Annotated in this window: 12 protein-coding genes and 3 pseudogenes; 6 read left to right on the forward strand and 9 right to left on the reverse strand. The window is 35.6% G+C overall.

Going from position 1 to position 17,242, the window contains the following annotated elements:
- Positions 1–200: 200 nt before the first annotated feature.
- From FJU10_RS19735 to FJU10_RS18480, 3 genes and pseudogenes are all read right to left on the reverse strand, one after another.
- Positions 201–1,445 (reverse strand): annotated as a pseudogene (locus FJU10_RS19735) (N-6 DNA methylase).
- Positions 1,446–1,603: 158 nt separating this feature from the next.
- A pseudogene (locus tag FJU10_RS18475) lies at positions 1,604–2,530 on the reverse strand (UvrB domain 3-containing protein); the annotation flags it as partial.
- Between the two features lie 311 nt (positions 2,531–2,841).
- Complete coding sequence (locus tag FJU10_RS18480) at positions 2,842–3,909, reverse strand: AraC family transcriptional regulator (RefSeq protein ID WP_189372405.1); 1,068 nt, start codon at positions 3,907–3,909, stop codon at positions 2,842–2,844.
- 132 nt (positions 3,910–4,041) lie between these two features.
- Here FJU10_RS18480 and FJU10_RS18485 point away from each other — a divergent pair, with 132 nt between their 5' ends.
- The 5 genes and pseudogenes from FJU10_RS18485 to FJU10_RS18505 all read left to right on the forward strand — a co-directional run.
- A complete protein-coding gene (locus FJU10_RS18485; RefSeq protein ID WP_140966676.1) occupies positions 4,042–5,430 on the forward strand; it encodes a glycoside hydrolase family 1 protein in 1,389 nt (462 codons plus the stop codon).
- Positions 5,431–6,378: an ROK family protein gene (locus FJU10_RS18490; protein WP_140966677.1), complete on the forward strand. Its 948-nt coding sequence runs from the start codon at positions 5,431–5,433 to the stop codon at positions 6,376–6,378. It begins immediately after the preceding gene.
- Complete coding sequence (locus FJU10_RS18495; RefSeq protein WP_140966678.1) at positions 6,353–7,708, forward strand: PTS sugar transporter subunit IIC; 1,356 nt, start codon at positions 6,353–6,355, stop codon at positions 7,706–7,708. The genes FJU10_RS18490 and FJU10_RS18495 overlap by 26 nt, the downstream gene beginning before the upstream one ends.
- Before the next feature lie 13 nt (positions 7,709–7,721).
- On the forward strand, positions 7,722–8,888 hold the full coding sequence (locus tag FJU10_RS18500) for a PTS sugar transporter subunit IIC (protein ID WP_140966679.1): 1,167 nt from the start codon (positions 7,722–7,724) through the stop codon (positions 8,886–8,888).
- Positions 8,889–9,033: 145 nt separating this feature from the next.
- Positions 9,034–9,503: pseudogene (locus FJU10_RS18505) on the forward strand (recombinase family protein); the annotation flags it as partial.
- A gap of 73 nt (positions 9,504–9,576) precedes the next feature.
- Here FJU10_RS18505 and FJU10_RS18510 read toward each other — a convergent pair.
- The 6 genes from FJU10_RS18510 to FJU10_RS19910 form a co-directional block, all read right to left on the reverse strand.
- Positions 9,577–10,968: a glycoside hydrolase family 1 protein gene (locus FJU10_RS18510; protein ID WP_140966680.1), complete on the reverse strand. Its 1,392-nt coding sequence runs from the start codon at positions 10,966–10,968 to the stop codon at positions 9,577–9,579.
- Positions 10,965–11,948, reverse strand: coding sequence for a LacI family DNA-binding transcriptional regulator (locus tag FJU10_RS18515; protein ID WP_140966681.1), 984 nt, complete (start codon positions 11,946–11,948; stop codon positions 10,965–10,967). The genes FJU10_RS18510 and FJU10_RS18515 overlap by 4 nt, the downstream gene beginning before the upstream one ends.
- Positions 11,949–11,963: 15 nt before the next feature.
- Positions 11,964–14,189 carry a glycoside hydrolase family 3 N-terminal domain-containing protein gene (locus tag FJU10_RS18520; RefSeq protein WP_140966683.1) on the reverse strand — a complete coding sequence of 742 codons (2,226 nt, stop codon included), beginning with the start codon at positions 14,187–14,189 and terminating at the stop codon, positions 11,964–11,966.
- Between the two features lie 55 nt (positions 14,190–14,244).
- A complete protein-coding gene (locus tag FJU10_RS18525) occupies positions 14,245–15,576 on the reverse strand; it encodes a PTS sugar transporter subunit IIC (protein WP_140966682.1) in 1,332 nt (443 codons plus the stop codon).
- A gap of 888 nt (positions 15,577–16,464) precedes the next feature.
- The gene (locus FJU10_RS19600) at positions 16,465–16,671 is read right to left on the reverse strand and encodes a hypothetical protein (protein WP_223273149.1); all 207 of its coding nucleotides are present in this window, start codon (positions 16,669–16,671) and stop codon (positions 16,465–16,467) included.
- Between the two features lie 19 nt (positions 16,672–16,690).
- A complete protein-coding gene (locus FJU10_RS19910; RefSeq protein WP_411268851.1) occupies positions 16,691–16,894 on the reverse strand; it encodes a hypothetical protein in 204 nt (67 codons plus the stop codon).
- Positions 16,895–17,148: 254 nt separating this feature from the next.
- On the opposite strand from FJU10_RS19910, the gene FJU10_RS18540 reads away from it, so the two are divergent.
- The coding region (locus FJU10_RS18540) for a transposase (protein WP_140966450.1) at positions 17,149–17,242 on the forward strand (94 nt) is incomplete at its 3' end.

Below are 17,242 nucleotides of genomic sequence, written 5' to 3' on the forward strand. Positions count from 1 at the left end.
GTAATTGTTTTCTAATGTAGATTATCCTTTCTATGAACTTAAATTTCCACCTTAATAATTTGACCTTATTTTACTAAAATAATTATTTCTTATCCATTTCTTAACAAATGAGCAAGTTTTATTTCTAATCAAACACATAAAATACGTGACTATATTAGTAAAATTAAAGAGTTCTAAATGAAAATTTTTAAAAAATATAATTATAAAAAAACAAAGATAATAGAACACTTCATATAAACTGTTCCCATCCTTGAACAACCCTTTAAACCGTAGCTTAGGAACTTTTTTTTCTTCCAATATTCAAAAACCCCTTTAGCTGCCTCTATTAAATCTTTTGTTTCCGGAGTGATCGCTAATTCATTAAGTATAGCTAAAAGTATTGACTCTGCTTGTTCAATTTCGGCATTTAACTTAATAATTTCCTGACTCACTTCAACAATATCAATAGGTTCCTCTTCTTCAAACCTATCAACGTAACGAGGAATGTTAAATTTATAATCATTCTCTTTTATTTCTTCTAGTGTTACTAAATGTGAATACTTATCTTCTTCTTTACGATTAACCACCGTATCAACCATTTTTGTAACATCATCTTTTGTTAATTGTTTCTGATTTTTAAGCTTTTCAAATCCCTTACTTGCGTCCACAAATAATACATCTGACTCCATACGATTCTTCCTCAGCACTAAAACACAAACTGAAATGGAAGTGTTTAAAAATAACTTATCCTGAAATCCAATAGTAGCTTCAATCTGATTACGATCAATTAAAGCTTTACGGATATGCCCTTCTGCAGATCCTCTAATTAAAACACCATGAGGTAATATAATTGACCTCCGACCATTGCTTCTAAGTGATACAGACAATGTAATAATAATGCGTAATCAGCTTGGTTTTTTAGGAGCAACCCCATACTCATGCCAACGGGGACCATCTTTACGATCTTTATTATTCCAGTGAGCAGAATAAGGTGGATTTGCCATTACTGCATCAAACATCCGTGGATTATCTTTTCCATCGATAATACCATCTGGCCAGTCACTTTCTAACGTATCTGCATGATTGATGCTAATATCGTTATACTCAATACCATGCATTATTAAGTTCATTCTAACTAAACGATATGGTGTTGCATCTTTTTCTTGACCAAAGTATTTAATCATCCCACGTTTATGAGAGTTTTTCATATAACTTGCTGTTGTCAGTAATAATGAACCCAAGCCAACAGCTGGATCATAAATAGAAAAATTATCTTCTTCTCGACCATGAGTTAAAATTTGAACCAGTATATCTGAGATTTCTTTGGGAGTATAATATTGTCCCATATCAGATACTAACACTGTAGAAAATTGGGCTACTAAATATTCATAAATATCTGAAATAGCATCGTTGTCACCAGACAAATCAAATTCAGGAGCTGATAGTAATTCAATCATAGAAATCATCACACTTGCACGTGCTTGAGCATTCGCACCTAAATCAGCACTATCAAACCGATATTAAATCGATCTTCATCAATAGTTTTTTTCCAATCTGAAAAAAAATATTTGGACGGATTGCATAGCCAAGATTTTTCTTCATATTTGATTATTTGATGGGTTTAAGGTTTAGCCAAAATATCGTCATTTTCTAAATCTTTCGTTTGTTGATCATCTGTATCTACTTCTGCCTCCTGAAGAGTATCATTACCACCCTTCGTATAGATCCGTAATGCATTTTCAACAAAATTTTGCATTTCATCACCTTGACGATAAAAACGGACTTTTCCACGGGTTTTGCTATTGCGATCGTATGTGCGATTGGTTCGAGACGTTGCTTGAATAAGCATTTCTTCTTTAAGCATCTTATTCACATAGATCATATTTATGATCTTAGAATCAAAACCAGTTAATAACTGATCAGATACGATTACTAAATCTAATCTATGTTCATATTTTCCTTGATTATACGGTTTCTTACGCGCAAGTTGCTTAGTAATATCTAGCATATAAGCACGAACAGGGTCTCTAGCATCTAGGATACTCGGGACGTTATACCGCTCAGTATATTTTATAATAGCTTTTTTTAATGCCTCATTTTGCTCTTTAGTCCCATATTCATTTGATTCATCTCGTGAGAAAGTCATTGCTACATTGAGATGAGGTGCTTTCTCTTTAAAGATATTGTAATAGTGAATAACTGCTTGTTTTCCAGATACAGCAAGCATCGCTTGAAAGGCATTTTCTTAGCGAGTTCCAGCAATCAAAGCGCCACTAGATGTCTTCTTCCAATTAACAATAATATACTGTACTACCTCTTGTCGATAGACAGCACTCTGATAAATCTCTATTTCATAGTCTTTCTCAGAAAAATAACTGATAAGATTATCGATTATCCAGTGCGGTTTAAAGTATGTTATATCGAAACCTAAAACATTCCCATCTCCGATCGCATCTTTCATCGAATATATGTGCAACCGCTTTCCAAAAATATCATGCATTGGAATTTAACGTGTCGTTTTTATGCAATTGATTTCATCACTATAAAAGTCCAGCTCCTACCAATAAAAGCTGTGCATCACCCGGTGTTCGTATTCTTTGTAGTTCTTGCAAAATCAAACCGAAATCAATATCAAGTATCGGTTTCCATTCAATTGATGGGCGTTGATCTCATTTAATACATCTCGCCAATGTTGCTCAATGTTCGAATTCAAGGATTCAATCTTTTTTTATACATTGTACACTAAAAGACGTGACTCCCTGTCAAGTAAAAAACAGTTAATATTCATATCTAACTATTTTTATCTATAATTTTAAATGCATTTACTTCTAAATAATAATTTCAATGAGGTAATTTTAGAAATTAAAATAAAAGTCTAAATTTTTTTGGAGTAAAGCCAGTTTCATCTTTGAATTTTTTACAAAAATAGCTTTGATTTCCAAAATTAAGCAAAATAGAAATATCTTTAAATGAAGTATCTGTATTGACTAACAGATGTTTTGCCTCGTCTATCTTTACCTTTGTAATGAATTTTCTTAAAGATGTGCCCGTTTTTTTTTTAAATGTAGATGAAAGATACGCAGGATGTACTTTTAAGGCATTAGAAATAGACTCATTCGATAAATCATTGTATACGTTTCTATATATATAAAGTAATGCTTCCCTTATAATTCCTGTCGATATTTGAACGAACGTACTTCGAATTAAGACAGAAAATTCCACAAGTAATTGGCTAACCATAAGATTAAATTCTTCCTTAGATACTATCTGATCTACTTTACGTATATGTTTATCTGATAATCTGTAGGCCTCTGTAGGATTTCCCCCATAGTTTATTGCAGCTCGTGTTATTAGAGTTATTAAGGCAATTATTCTAAACTTTTTTTCTTGAATAGGACATTCTGAAAGTTTCGATAGCCTCATTTGTGAGAATTGCTTTACCATTTTATTTAGGATGATACTATCGCCATTGCGTAATGATTGGAGAAAAATTTTTTCAAATTGATACTGGTCAGAAAAATCCAAAGGCACTTCTTCAACTATCTGCTCGCTTGGCTTTATTACATTTTCGGGACAACCTAAACAACTTTTATATGTATTTACCTTGGGAATAGTTTGTGTGCTACAAATAATTTCTTTTCCACTTTGAACTTTACTATAAAAATAGGCCCAATCTTTATTTTGCCATTCTTTTATTTTCTGCCTCTCAACCATTACTATCAATACGTAGCTATTTTCATATAATTTAAATTTTAAGTATATCAAAAAAAAGTTTTGAAAACATATTTTCGTCAAAATATTTTGCTTTTCTTCAAAATAGGTTTCTTTTGGAATATGTTTCAAAATTTCATTATTGTTTATTTGTGATTGGTAAAAAAGCAAGTTATCTTTCAATAATGCAAAAGGAAAGTCTAAAAATTCTTTGAGCATATTAATTTTATCAAAAATAGTTATCACCTCAAATAGACATAAAAAAATCATCATATTTCTTAAAATTTTAATATATATAAACCGCTTTCTCAAGTAATATGTGATTATCTTAATAAAAAAGGAGCGAGAAACATGAATAAATTCCCAGAGAACTTTTTGTGGGGGGCATCTACCAGTGCCTATCAAGTAGAAGGCGGCTGGAATATGGATGGGAAGGAGGCTTCCGTACAAGATATTCGTCCTCCATTTCCAAACACAACGGATTTCAAAGTTGCTTCGGATCATTACAATCAATTTAAAGAAGATGTACGACTTTTTAAGGAATTAGGGTTAAAAGCGTATCGCTTTTCTATTGCGTGGACACGGATCATGCCCCATGGAAAATTAAATAAACAGGGCATTGATTTTTACAACGAATTAATCAATGAATTAATTGAAAACGATATTGAACCAATTCCCACTGTATTCCATTTTGATTTACCTGCTTCATTACATGAGAATGGTGGTTGGGAAAATCGTAAAACCATTGATGCCTTTGTTCAGTATTGCCAAGTATTATTTGATCATTTTGGTGATCGAATTAAGTATTGGCAAACAATCAATGAACAGAATATGCTGGTCTTTGCTGGTAAAGTTTTAGATGGAGACAAATCAAGTTGGAAAAGCGTATTTCAAAAAAACCATCATATGCTTGTAGCACAAGCTAAAGTAATGAAAATCTATCATTCTGGAAATTTCTCTGGAAAAATTGGTCCGGCACCAAATATCGCCTGTGTATATCCAAAATCAGAAAATCCTGAAGATATGTTGGCTGCTGAATACATGAGTGCCTTACGAAACTGGTTATTTTTAGACGCAGCAGTTTATGGGGTCTATAATCATATGGCCATGCGTATTTTGAAATCATTAGATGCCGTCCCGATAATTACTGATGAAGATCGTCAAGTTATGAAAGAAAATACAGCTGACTTTATCGCTTTTAATTACTACAACTCCATGACCGTGTCTGCACCAGAAACAAGTGAAGGAAAGACAGACCGTGGTAAAAACCAGCAATCGGCTTTCTCAATTCCTGGTTTTTTCAAAATGGAAAACAATCAGCATTTGCAAAATACCGTATTTTCTAAGTGGGCAATTGATCCAGTAGGATTACGAGTGACAGCCAATCAAATTTATAATCGGTACAATTTACCGGTTATGATTACTGAAAATGGTCTTGGTCAAGAAGACATTTTAACTGTGGAAGGAAAAATACATGATGATTATCGGATTAACTATTTAAAAGCTCATATTGAGCAAATGTCATTAGCTATTGAAGATGGTGTTGAATTTTTAGGCTATTGTCCTTGGAGTGCGATTGATCTAATCAGTACACATGAAGGGTTTCGTAAACGTTATGGATTTGTCTATGTCAACCGCGACGATTTCGATTTAAAAGATTTGAAACGCTATAAAAAAGATAGTTTCTTCTGGTATAAAAATGTTATCCAGAAAAATGGATTACAAAATGTAGGTGAATAAATGAAGTATTATTTAGGAATTGATGTAGGTGGTTCATTCATTAAATACGGAGTAATCGATGAAAAAGGAAACATTATTTCTAAAGGAAAATCCTCTACTCAACGAATGAATCCAGAAGCAGTACTAAATGACTTGGCACAAATTATTCTTTCAGAAAAGAAAGGGAGAACGTTGTCAGGTGTCGGTATCAGTTTACCTGGGGTTATTAATAAAGAGAATCAATTGCTCACTTCTGGTGCTATTGAAAAGCTGTTTCAATACGACGTTCGGCGCATTCTGACGGAAAAAACAGAACTGACTATTCTCTTAGTGAACGACGCCAAAGCGATTAGTTTTGGAGAAAAATGGCTGGGTGCTGGGAAAAATCATCTGAATTTTGTGTGTCTCCCTTTAGGAACCGGTGTGGGTGGTTCCATTGTAATTAACGGACAAGTTTATCAAGGAAGAACTGGTGCTGCAGGAGAATTTGGCATGATGCTTATGGGATTAGGTAATACAGAGCCAGTGGGATACGAATCTGCCAGCTTCTACTGCGGTTCTATTGCTGCTCTCTGTCGTATTTATAATAAAAAAATTGGAAATAAATCCTTTGATGAATGGGAAAAAGATGTCTCTCATATTCTTTTTCTGGAAAAGAATGGAAATCAAGAAGCTCAAGACAGCGTTAAAGAGTTTTATCAAAATGTAGCGGTATTATTGTTGAACATTAGCGTATCAATTGATCCTGAGATAATTTTAGTAGGTGGGGGGATAAGTGAGAATACGGAAATAATGACCGGAATCAATCAAGCTTTTGTTAGCTTAACTCAGCGATATAGTGAGATATCCGCGCTAGGATCCCCGAAAATTAAACCTTGTGCCTTAGGCAATGATGCCGGAATGCTTGGCGCAGTTTCAAAGTTAATAGAAGGAGAGAAAAATGATGAAAAATATGGAAAAATTTATTGATAAATTTTTTGGTCCGATCGCTTTATATATGAATAAAAGTCCTTTTTTCAAGGCATTAACTGATGCTTTTTTGCGAATGACACCAATTACTTTAGGAGCCTCAATTTTAATGATTACTGGTTTTTTTCCAATTCCAGCTTGGCAAACTTGGCTTCAAAACGTGGGTGCCTATAGTGACTTTTTGGCCGTTCAAAATGCTACGATTAATACATTGGGTTTATTTTTGTCATTCACCTTCTGTTACAGCTTTATTAAGATTAACGCCAAAGAATATAATGCATTAATTGCCGGGTTATTATCTTTAGCAAGTTATTTGATCTTAATTCCACAACAATATGTGTTGTATGATGTAACTGATACTATCGTTGAGTTCCCGGCAACTATTACAGTGAATTCAGCAACCGATTTAAGTGCATTTTCAACAGAATATATTGGCGCTTCAGGCATTCTTGTAGCGATTTTCATTGGCTATATAGTTGCACGTATCTATGTTTATTTCAACAATAAACAGTTTGTTATTAAATTGCCGGAAAGTGTTCCCAGCAATGTTTCTGAATCATTGAGTCCTACATTTATCGCAGGAGTTATTCTGATTCTTGCTTTCTTTACTCGATTAATTTTCAAGTTCACACCATTTCTATCTGATTATGGAAATATTTTCGCTTTTATCACAGGGTTCATTCAAATTCCGCTACAAGATATTGTAGGCTCGCCATTATCACTTATTTTGATATTAACTCTCGCAAACTTTTTTTGGTATTTTGGAATCCATCCACAAGTTGTATATAGCGTAATAACGCCAATCGTAATTGCAAATTCAATGGCAAACATTGTAGCTTATACTTCAGGGCAAGAAATTCCTTATCTTATGTTTGGTATAGTGGGACTTGCATGCGGATCAGGTTTTGGCGGACAAGGTGCTACTTTAGGTCTAGTGATTTCAATGGTGAAAGCAAAATCCCAGCGTTATCAGGAAATGTTTAAATTAGTATCAATCCCTTCAATTTTCAATATAAATGAACCGCTGATATTTGGTATGCCAATTATTATGAATCCTATTTTTTTTATTCCAATGGCTGTTGGACCGTTACTTATGGGCTTAACTGCGTGGGGCGCAGCTTTCTTAATAGATTTGAGTATGTTTAATCCAACGGGTTCATTTCCTTGGACCACACCAGCTTTAGTTGTTTTACTGTTTAGAGGAGGAATTACACTATTTTTAGTAGGGCTTCTTTGTTTAGCAGTTAGTATCTTGATATGGTATCCATTTTTTAAAATTGCTGATAACAAAGCTCTTGAAGAAGAACGAAGTTTGGATCTAAACAATTAAAGGGGATGTAACTATGGATAACTCGGCAGTACAGTTCAAAATTCAAAAAATTGCTTCAACTATTCATGAAAACAGATATATTGATGCAGTTACCAAAGGCTTAATGGGAATTTTACCCGTAACAATAATCGGAGCTATAGGTAGTTTATTAAACGCTCTTCCAATTGAGGCCTACCAAGACTTTTTAGTGTCGACAAATTTAAAGCAGATTACTAGTATCCCAGCAGAAGTAGCTACCAACTTAATCTCACTGTACGCGGTCTTTTTAATCGCTTATAAATTTGTGAGTTCTTACGAATTTGATGGTGTTTCAGCAGGTATTTTATCTCTACTCTCTTTCTTGATAGTTACACCTTATGGTTTTGATATAGAGGCACAAACCTATGCTATTCAAAATATCCCTACTGTTTGGTTAGGGGGATTAGGTCTTTTCACTGCAATTATTGTCTCTTTATCGTCTGCTAAAATTTATGTCTCGATTGTAAATAAAGGTTGGGTGATCAAGATGCCGGATGGCGTTCCACCAACTATTTCTAAGTCCTTTGTAGCATTAATACCAGGATTTATCCTTTCTTTTTTATGGCTATTCGTCCGGTTTTCCTTCTCTTTAACTAATTTCGAAAGTATTCACAGACTAATTTATTCATTAATTTCAGCACCTTTGACTTCATTAGGTGGAACTTTTGCTGCCATGTTCATTGCCATGTTTTTAATTCAATTTCTTTGGATTTTTGGAGTGCATGGTCCACTGATTGTACTCAGCATTCTATTACCAATCTGGACCCCCTTAGGAACTGAAAATATTGCAGCCTATAATTCCGGGGCAGAAATTCCTAATATTATATCTGGGGCATTATCAGCACAAATTTTATTTATGGGATCGGGTGCCACATTAGGGCTGGCTATAATTATGATTCGTGCCAAGTCAGAACAATATCGTACATTAGGAAAACTAGCTATTATTCCAAATATGTTTGGGATAAATGAACCAATAATTTTTGGCTTGCCAATTATTATGAACTTAGCACTGGCTATTCCATTTATTTTAACCCCATTAATTATATTTATTTTGGCTTATCTGGGGATGTTTTCAGGTGTTTTACCAATGTTACCTGGTTTCTCTGCTCCTCTAGGTACACCAGTAATTTTATCTGGATTTATTAGTGGAGGATGGCGCTGAGGCATCTTCCAAATACTTATGATTGGACTGAGCATAGGGATGTATTGGCCATTTTTAAAAATTAGACCAAGTTACATTTATAGCAGAAAATAAAGGAAATTAAAAACACCGAGTTAGTTTACTCATCGATCTATTTTCAGGAAGCTTAAAATTTGATAGAAAGCAAGATATTTTTATTCTATAGGCCATCGATCGACATGGACGTAATTATGACGAGATTATCGATTCAGTTAAAAATCTAAAGAAAAAATGCGCGACTTATTGTCACCAATTTACCGACCATGTAGGAATCAATCGGAAATCCTCTTCTGGATAAATTCATCAAAAACTTAATCATTCAAATCTTAGCCATGATTGCCAAGCATGAACGTACTGAATCAAAAGTGTGCCAGGCAAGCACAAGGGATAAAGATTTGTAGAGCAAATGGCGTCTACGAAGGGTGTCCTAAGTTATACAGTGCATACACAAAAGGTCCTCAACGACGACTTGTTTTTAAAAGCATCGTTTAGAATCTTGAGAATGGAGTTTCTATATAAAATATTGCAATGGATCATACTGTTACAAAACAAACTATTTATAGAATAAAAGAAGACAGCGTGGTCATCATCGATTAGATGACCATGCTATCTTCAACTTATTTATTTTAAGATTGTAATACTATTCTAATCTTAATCAATAACTACTCAATTAAAACCCATTATTCTCAGAGATTTGTTTGAACCAATATCCTGATTTCTTGATACTTCGTTTGCGGTCATCATCCAAATCAACAGAAATAAATCCGTAACGGTTTTTGTAAGCATTCGTCCATGACCAGTTGTCCATACAAGTCCACATATGATAGCCTAGACAATTTGCACCCTCTTGAATTGCTTGGTGAACATATTTCAAATGTTCTGAAACAAATTCGATCCGATAGTCATCATGAATCATCCCATCTTCACCTAAAAAGCGACGTTCATTTTCAACTCCCATGCCATTTTCAGAGATAAAGCAAAGCTGGTTTCCGTAGTTATCACGAAGGTTGATCAATATATCATAAATGCCTTTTTCATAGATTTCCCATCCACGATAAGGATTCATTTTTTTCCCTGGCATATCATACACATCAAAATAATTTTCTGGCATAGGCGCTGCTGTCGGATCGACAGACTTTTCTTTCGCCATGATACGGCGTGGTTGATAATAGTTGACCCCCAACAAATCGACGGTATTGTTTTTGATGATGTCGAGATCACTTTGTTGCATATCAGGAACCATGTCTAATTCCTTCACGATTTCCACCAGTTCTTCTGGAAAAACACCTTTGACCGCAGGATCAAGAAATGACCGATTGAAAAAAGCATCCGCAATCTCTGCCGCCCGAACATCTTCGGGATTATTGCTGTCTCTTGGATAACTTGGGGTTAGATTCAGTATGATGCCGATTTGTCCATTCTGCTCATTTTCATGATAAGCTTTGATTGCCAAAGCGGAAGCCAATGCTTCATTGAATCCAACTTGAACCGCATACTTCATATTGCTTTCTTCTGGGTAATGTAATTGATACAAATAGCCAGCCTCAACGGGAACGATCGGTTCATTATGGGTAAACCATTTTTTGACCTTATCCCCAAATAGATCAAAACACGTTTTTGCATATCTGGCATAAGCCTCCACAGTCTCTCTCTGGAGCCAACCACCTTTTTCTTGTAATGCCATTGGCATATCAAAGTGATAAAGATTGACAAATGGCTCGATCCCATTGTTAATCAATTCATCAAAATAATCATTATAAAAAGAAACAGCTTTAGGATTGACTTCCCCCGTTCCATCAGGAATCAAACGGCTCCACTGAATCGAAGTCCGAAAAGAGTTATGGCCGGTCTCTACCATCAATTGAACATCCTCTTTGTGTTTGAGATAGCCTTCCGATGCTCTGTCTGGACCTACTTGATTAAAAAATTTTTCAGGTTCTTTGGCATACCAGTAGTCAAAAATATTTTCGCCTTTGCCGTCCCCAGCTACCCGACCTTCTGTTTGTGGGCCGCTCGCTGCGGAACCCCACCAAAAATCATTTGGAAATTGAACCTTCATTATTCTGCTCCCCTCGGTAATCCTAGTATGTGATTTTCCATTAAGACCACTTGTTTTTCAGTGGCCAATCTTCCTGTTTTTATTCGTTCTAAAACAAGTTTTGCTGCTTTCTCACCCATTTGTTCTGCTGGCGGATTCACGGTAATTTGCGATAACAAACTCTGTTCTGCTTCAGAAAGATAATCATAATGACCAAAAACAATATCTTTACCAATGATCAATCCTTTTTGATTGAAACATTCCAATGCCCCCACTGACATGTTGTAGTTGCTGACAAAAATTGCAGTTGCTCCCCACTCTACTAATTCTTCCGTTCCTCGATAGCCGCTTTGTCTTGTGTAATCACCCACCACGATTTTCATTTCTGCTTCACCGTTTGCCATAGCCGCTTGCGCACCAGAAAGTCTTTCTCCCGCAGTATGATCCGACTGCGGGGCAGAAAGATAACCGATTTTTTTATGTCCAGCCGCTAAATAATGGCTGATGACGTCAAAAACACTTTGATGGTCGTTCAACAATAGAACATCGGCGACATTGGTAACATCCGGACTGTTCAAAGATACGATTGGAACATGAACATGAGTGAGTTTCATGATATCAGAGCATTCTTCACCAGATAAGAAAACAATCACTCCATCGACAGCATGTTTTAGCAAGAATTCTACTTTTTCTTCATTCTTTTTAGGACTATTCGAAAACCCACTAAGCAACAAACTATAGCCATTTTCCTCAGCAACCTTTTCAATTCCTGAAACAACTTCAGAACCAAATCGACTAGAGATACTATTCATCAAAAGACCCAACGAAAAGCTACGGTTATTTTTCAGACCCTTTGCAATAATATTCTCCTTATAATCCAGAGTTTCAATGGCAGAAGCAATTTTTTCCATATTCGACTGTTTCAGTTGCTGACCATTCAAATAGCGTGATACAGTTCCTACCGAAACACCTGCTAGTTGCGCGACATCTCTTATTGACGCCATTCTAATCTACTCCTACTAATTAAGATCGATTTCTTTTGCAAGATCTCCGATCATAATTTTTACTTTTTTGCTGTAATGCCAGCAATCATCAGCACCCATATATCGGAAATCATCAGACGATAAAGTGAATACAATTGTTTTTTCTTCTTTCGACTCCAACGTCACTTTACAAAAGTCTTTAAGCATCTTTTTCCGTTGGATAACTGAACCATCAAGCAATTTAATAAACAAAAGTGTAATCACTTTGCCTGCAAGACTTCCGCTATTTCTAACTTTAACGGATACTTGGAGTTTGTCAACATTCCTTTGATAAGCAAGTTCATCATAAGTAAATGTCGTATAGCTTAATCCTTCTCCAAACTCATGGAGAGGCCTCCCAGACAAATCATAGTAATCATCTTGTTTGGAGGCATCCCGTTGATAATAATAGACAGGAAGCTGAGAGCTGTTTCTTGGATATGTGATACCTAATCTCCCACTTGGATTATTTTCTCCGATTAAAGTTTTAGCAATTGCCTGTCCACCTTCTTGGCCAGGAAACCAGCCTACAAGGACTGCATCTGAACATTCTTCTACCAGCGTTAGATCATAGGGACGTCCCTGAATGAGAATTGTCACGATTGGTTTTTGTAATACGGCTAATTTCCTTAGCAATAGCTCTTGTTTTCCACCCAATGAGAGAGAAGCAACATCAACGTTTTCACCAGAATCCATATTAATCCCCTTTGATGTGACCGCGCCATTTTGCAAAAATTCCATATCAAAATTTCGAGCACTAGACCCACCTAATACTGTAATGATCACATCTGCTTCCAGCGCTAATTTCAGTGCTTCTTCAATTTTTAGTTCTTGGTTTTCTTCATTTCTGACTTCACAACCTTCAGCATACATAATTTCCGCACCATTCATTGTGTCTTTTAGTGCTTGCAGGATGGTTTTCTGCTGCTGGTCTCTTGATTGAGGAGCAGAGTAATCCCCTAATAGATGATAAATATTCTTAGCATTGGGACCTATGACTGCGATTTTTTTCCCCTTAGGATTCAATGGTAAGATTCCATTATTTCTCAAAAGTACCAAACTCTCTTTAGCTACTTCTTCGTTCATTCTTCTCGATTCTTCTACTAATAATTTGTGATCAGTAGGTTGGACAAAGGGATTGTCAAATAATCCTAAAAGAAACTTTACTGCTAATACACGACTAACCGCATGATCTAAAAGTTTTTTATCAATGGTACCATTCACGACGCCTGTTTCAATTTTAGTATAAGTATCATCCCATAGACTAAGATCTACGCCGGCAATTAGAGCTTGTCCAGCTGCTTCTATCGGATCTTGATACACATCACTCAGACGGTCTAATGCAATTCCGTCAGCCATAACAAATCCTTGAAAGCCACTTTCGTTACGTAAGTGTTGTCCTAATAATGTTTGATTAACATGACATGGCACACCATCGATATCATTGTATGCAGCCATGACCCCTACTGCATTTCGAGCACTTTTTAGGATCGGCATATAAACATCCGCAAATTCCCTTCTGCCAATTGGAACAGTTCCTGAATTATGACCACCTAATGCTTCTCCTTGCGCAATGCAATGCTTCAACACTACACCAATTTGCTCTTGACTTTTATTAATATCTGACACTCGTTGATCTAAGAAATCGACTTCATCTGAAATTAAGTTTCCTTGAAATCCTTTAATCACAGCCTCACTCATTCGAGCACTCAATATAGGATCTTCACCAAAGCATTCTTCCGACCTTCCCCATCGTGGATCTTTCGCTAGATCAAGTGTTGACACTAATGCTATATGAACGCCCTTTGCTGCCAATTCTTTAGCCATTAAATGGCTTGTTTCTTCAATCAACTGCGTATTGAAAGTACTTCCACGACCGATATTTGTGGGATAAGAAATACTATCTAGCGCTTGATGCCCATGAGGACATTCTTCAACGATCAATGCAGGTATTCCCCATCTAGAATGATTGATCACGTATTCTTGGATTTGATTGGCCACTTTCCAACTTTCCTGTACAGGAATTCCATTGTTATAATCGACTTTCGACCACGGATCTGCACGAAATAACCCATAAAGGGCACCTAGCCCCTCTCCCCATCGAACATGTTCTTTGAAGGATTTTGTTAGTTCAAATTCCCCCCCTTGATATTCATAACAATCCCACCCGTATAAGTGTTGATTCACTTGTCCGACTTTTTCACTTAAACTTAAACGACTCATAAGATCGGAAACTCTTTGTCGTATCGTTAGATTTGGATCTTGATATGAATATTTTTTATCCAAGTTGATTCACTCCTTCTCGTCTCGCTTTATTCGCCGCTAGAACAAATGGGATAAATAAAAAGACATCTAGTACGATTAAAAGAACTGTAAGAATCGCTGCCTTAATATCACCACCCGTAGCAATAAAAGATTGAATTACTGGTGGTGTAATCCATGGTGCTGCTGCCACTGTTTTTTCAACAAGGCCTATACTTGTTGCGAAATAAGCAATAACCAGATTGACCGATGGAATCAACGCACATGGGATCATATAAATTGGATTCATTACAACAGGCAATCCAAACATAATAGGTTCTGTGATATTGAAAAGGCAAGTTGTTAGACCAAATTTAGCAATTTTTCGTTGTTCTTGTCTTTTAGAGACCCACAGGATAGCGATTACCAATGGTAAAATACATCCGCCACCACCAATCAGCCCAAAAGCATTGGTGAAAGGTTCTGTAATAATATTGGGAATTTCTCTTCCGGCAGAAAACGCATCCATATTTTCTTGAATCGACTGTAATAAAGGTGCTTGTCTAATCGGAGCCAAGATACTAGAACCGTGCATTCCGAATACCCATAGAAAATCAGAGAAAAACTGTAAAAATAAGATACCGGGAACAGACAAAACAAATGCTTTAAGTGGTGTTTGAATAATTAGTTCAATCAAACTTGGAAAATCTAAACCAGCCAATCTATTCAAGGCAAACACAAAAATCGCAAAAATTAAAATCACAACCGTTTCCGGAATCAATGAATTGAATGAGGTTGCTACTGCAGGTGGTACACCATCAGGCATTTTTATTTTGATTCTTTTGATTTTAGCTAATTTCATAAATAATTCTGTTCCAATTAGAGAAGCAATCATTGCTGTAGCCAAACCAGATGAAGAAGTTAAACTTTGCATGAATACTCCGGTTGCTTCAGCTGTACTGCCATCTGTCAACGTCACCATGCTTTTGACTGGCATTAAAATAAACAAGAGCGCAACACTTAAAACGCCGGCATGAACTGCACTAAACGCAGGATCATTCATTTCTTCTGAGCGAATATAGTGATTTGCCAAGTTCCAACCGATATTATAACAAACAACTACTGATAAAATACTCATCGTACCATTATTTACAATGACAGCTAAATCAGCTAACGGGCTTAAATCAATAAATTGCTGAACCGTTGCATTGGAAAAAATCAAGGCATTTAATAATACCATGATCGATGCAGCCATCACTAATGGCATAGTAATGATAAAACTATCTCGAATTGCTAATAGATGACGTTGACTATTCATTTTTGAAACGATTGGTAATAGTTTTTCAGATAAATTGTCTACAAAACTCATAAGCACATCTCCTTATAGAGGGAAATTGAACCGGTTCAATTTTCATCTTAACATTATTCCTTGGAATTGCAAGTTTTTTTGAATACCCATTCATAATCTTTTACACTGAATGATGGTAAGAAACGTTAGCTAAAAAAAATTTAAATCTTATTGTAAAAAGAATGGGCAATAATTTGTCAAATTTTTGGACCACCCTTTTCAACAGTTTGATCTTGCATATTCTATTATTCTAAATTCAGTCTTGCTCAACATGTATATCCCCCGTAAATGTTTTATGCTTTTCAATCAGAATAAATACCACTAGAGTATACTCTGTTGTTCTCTATATGAATAAACTCTTTGACGTAATTAATTGAGCTGTTGAAAGAGTTATTAAAAGAGGAATCAAAAAGAGCAGAAACTTAGAATTTCCTGATACTTTTAAGATTTCCTCGTAAATTAAATCATATTGTTTTTTATATAACGGTTGATACATTTTGAGATCGGCTAAAAAAGCAACATGTTAGCATGTGCTCAATTATGAGCTAGGGCATGGTACTACTCATAGCAGATTGGGCAGAAATACTGGGATTCGCTCCAAAGATCACCATGAACAAAGGAGCTCGTTGTCAAGCTCATGCGGAAGTCAGCGAAAGTTTCGATATTTCTTCAAGTAAGCATTCACGAGGAGTGGCGTACCCTAAAATTTTTCTTGGTAAAGTATTCATCCAGTCCTGAACACGCCGTACAGTCGCTAGAGATACATCTTCAATCCGTGTTAGTTTGGGAATGAATAGGTTAATCATTCCATTATTGTTTTCAGTGGTCCATGTTCAGTGCCATCTTCAATATTCCTTTGACCGTGATAACTTTAAAATCACTGATTTCTATTTGCTTAACGTTTATCTGCTAACCATAAGAAACGATAGCTTTCCCGATTGGGTGTGTTGTATGATTTTCTAACGAAGCTAAAATCTGGATAACTTTCTCTTTTGAAAAATGAAAAATTTGAATTTCTGCGACTTCAGGTTTTCCTTCAGTAATTGTAACTATTTTATCAAAAGCAACAGCAGTTACTTCACCAGCTTTTTCTAAGAAAGTTTCAACTTTGATCAATACTCCGTTCTTCGCCGCATTATCTATTGGAAACAGGAGTCGAAATAAGCAATGGACAAGGACAAGCAGCTACTAGTAACCTTAGCCCTCGATAAAACCATTCAGAAAAATCTGCCCAAAAAACAGAAGGGACAATTATTACCCTTAACGCTAAAACAAACCAGTTAAGCACTATGTAAATGGTTATGACTAAATTGTCAGTTGTATCTTTCTCTAACAACACTAAATGTCGAAGAGCCAATTTCTACCACACTTAAAGTTTTATCCTAATAATCATAAACCTAAATTTTAGTTGAAGAATGAATTATTTGAGTTTATGGTCACAAAAATAGAGTAATACATATCAATCTTGTATTTACAAGTAGCGTTCAGAAATTAGTGAAGTGCCCCCCGTCAAGTAGACAGCTAAAAAACAAAAGTAATGGACTTGGTATAATAAACTAGACAATAAATTAAGGGAAAGAGAGGATCCAGATTATGCCAAGACGTTCATTTGATAAAGCATTTAAAATCGCCGCTGTAAAACTGGTAACTGAAGAAGGATTTTCTGTTAAAGAAGTTAGCCTACAGC

Origin of the sequence: Enterococcus sp. OL5 (assembly GCF_006491895.1) — a bacterium.
GTDB lineage: Bacteria > Bacillota > Bacilli > Lactobacillales > Enterococcaceae > Enterococcus_D > Enterococcus_D innesii.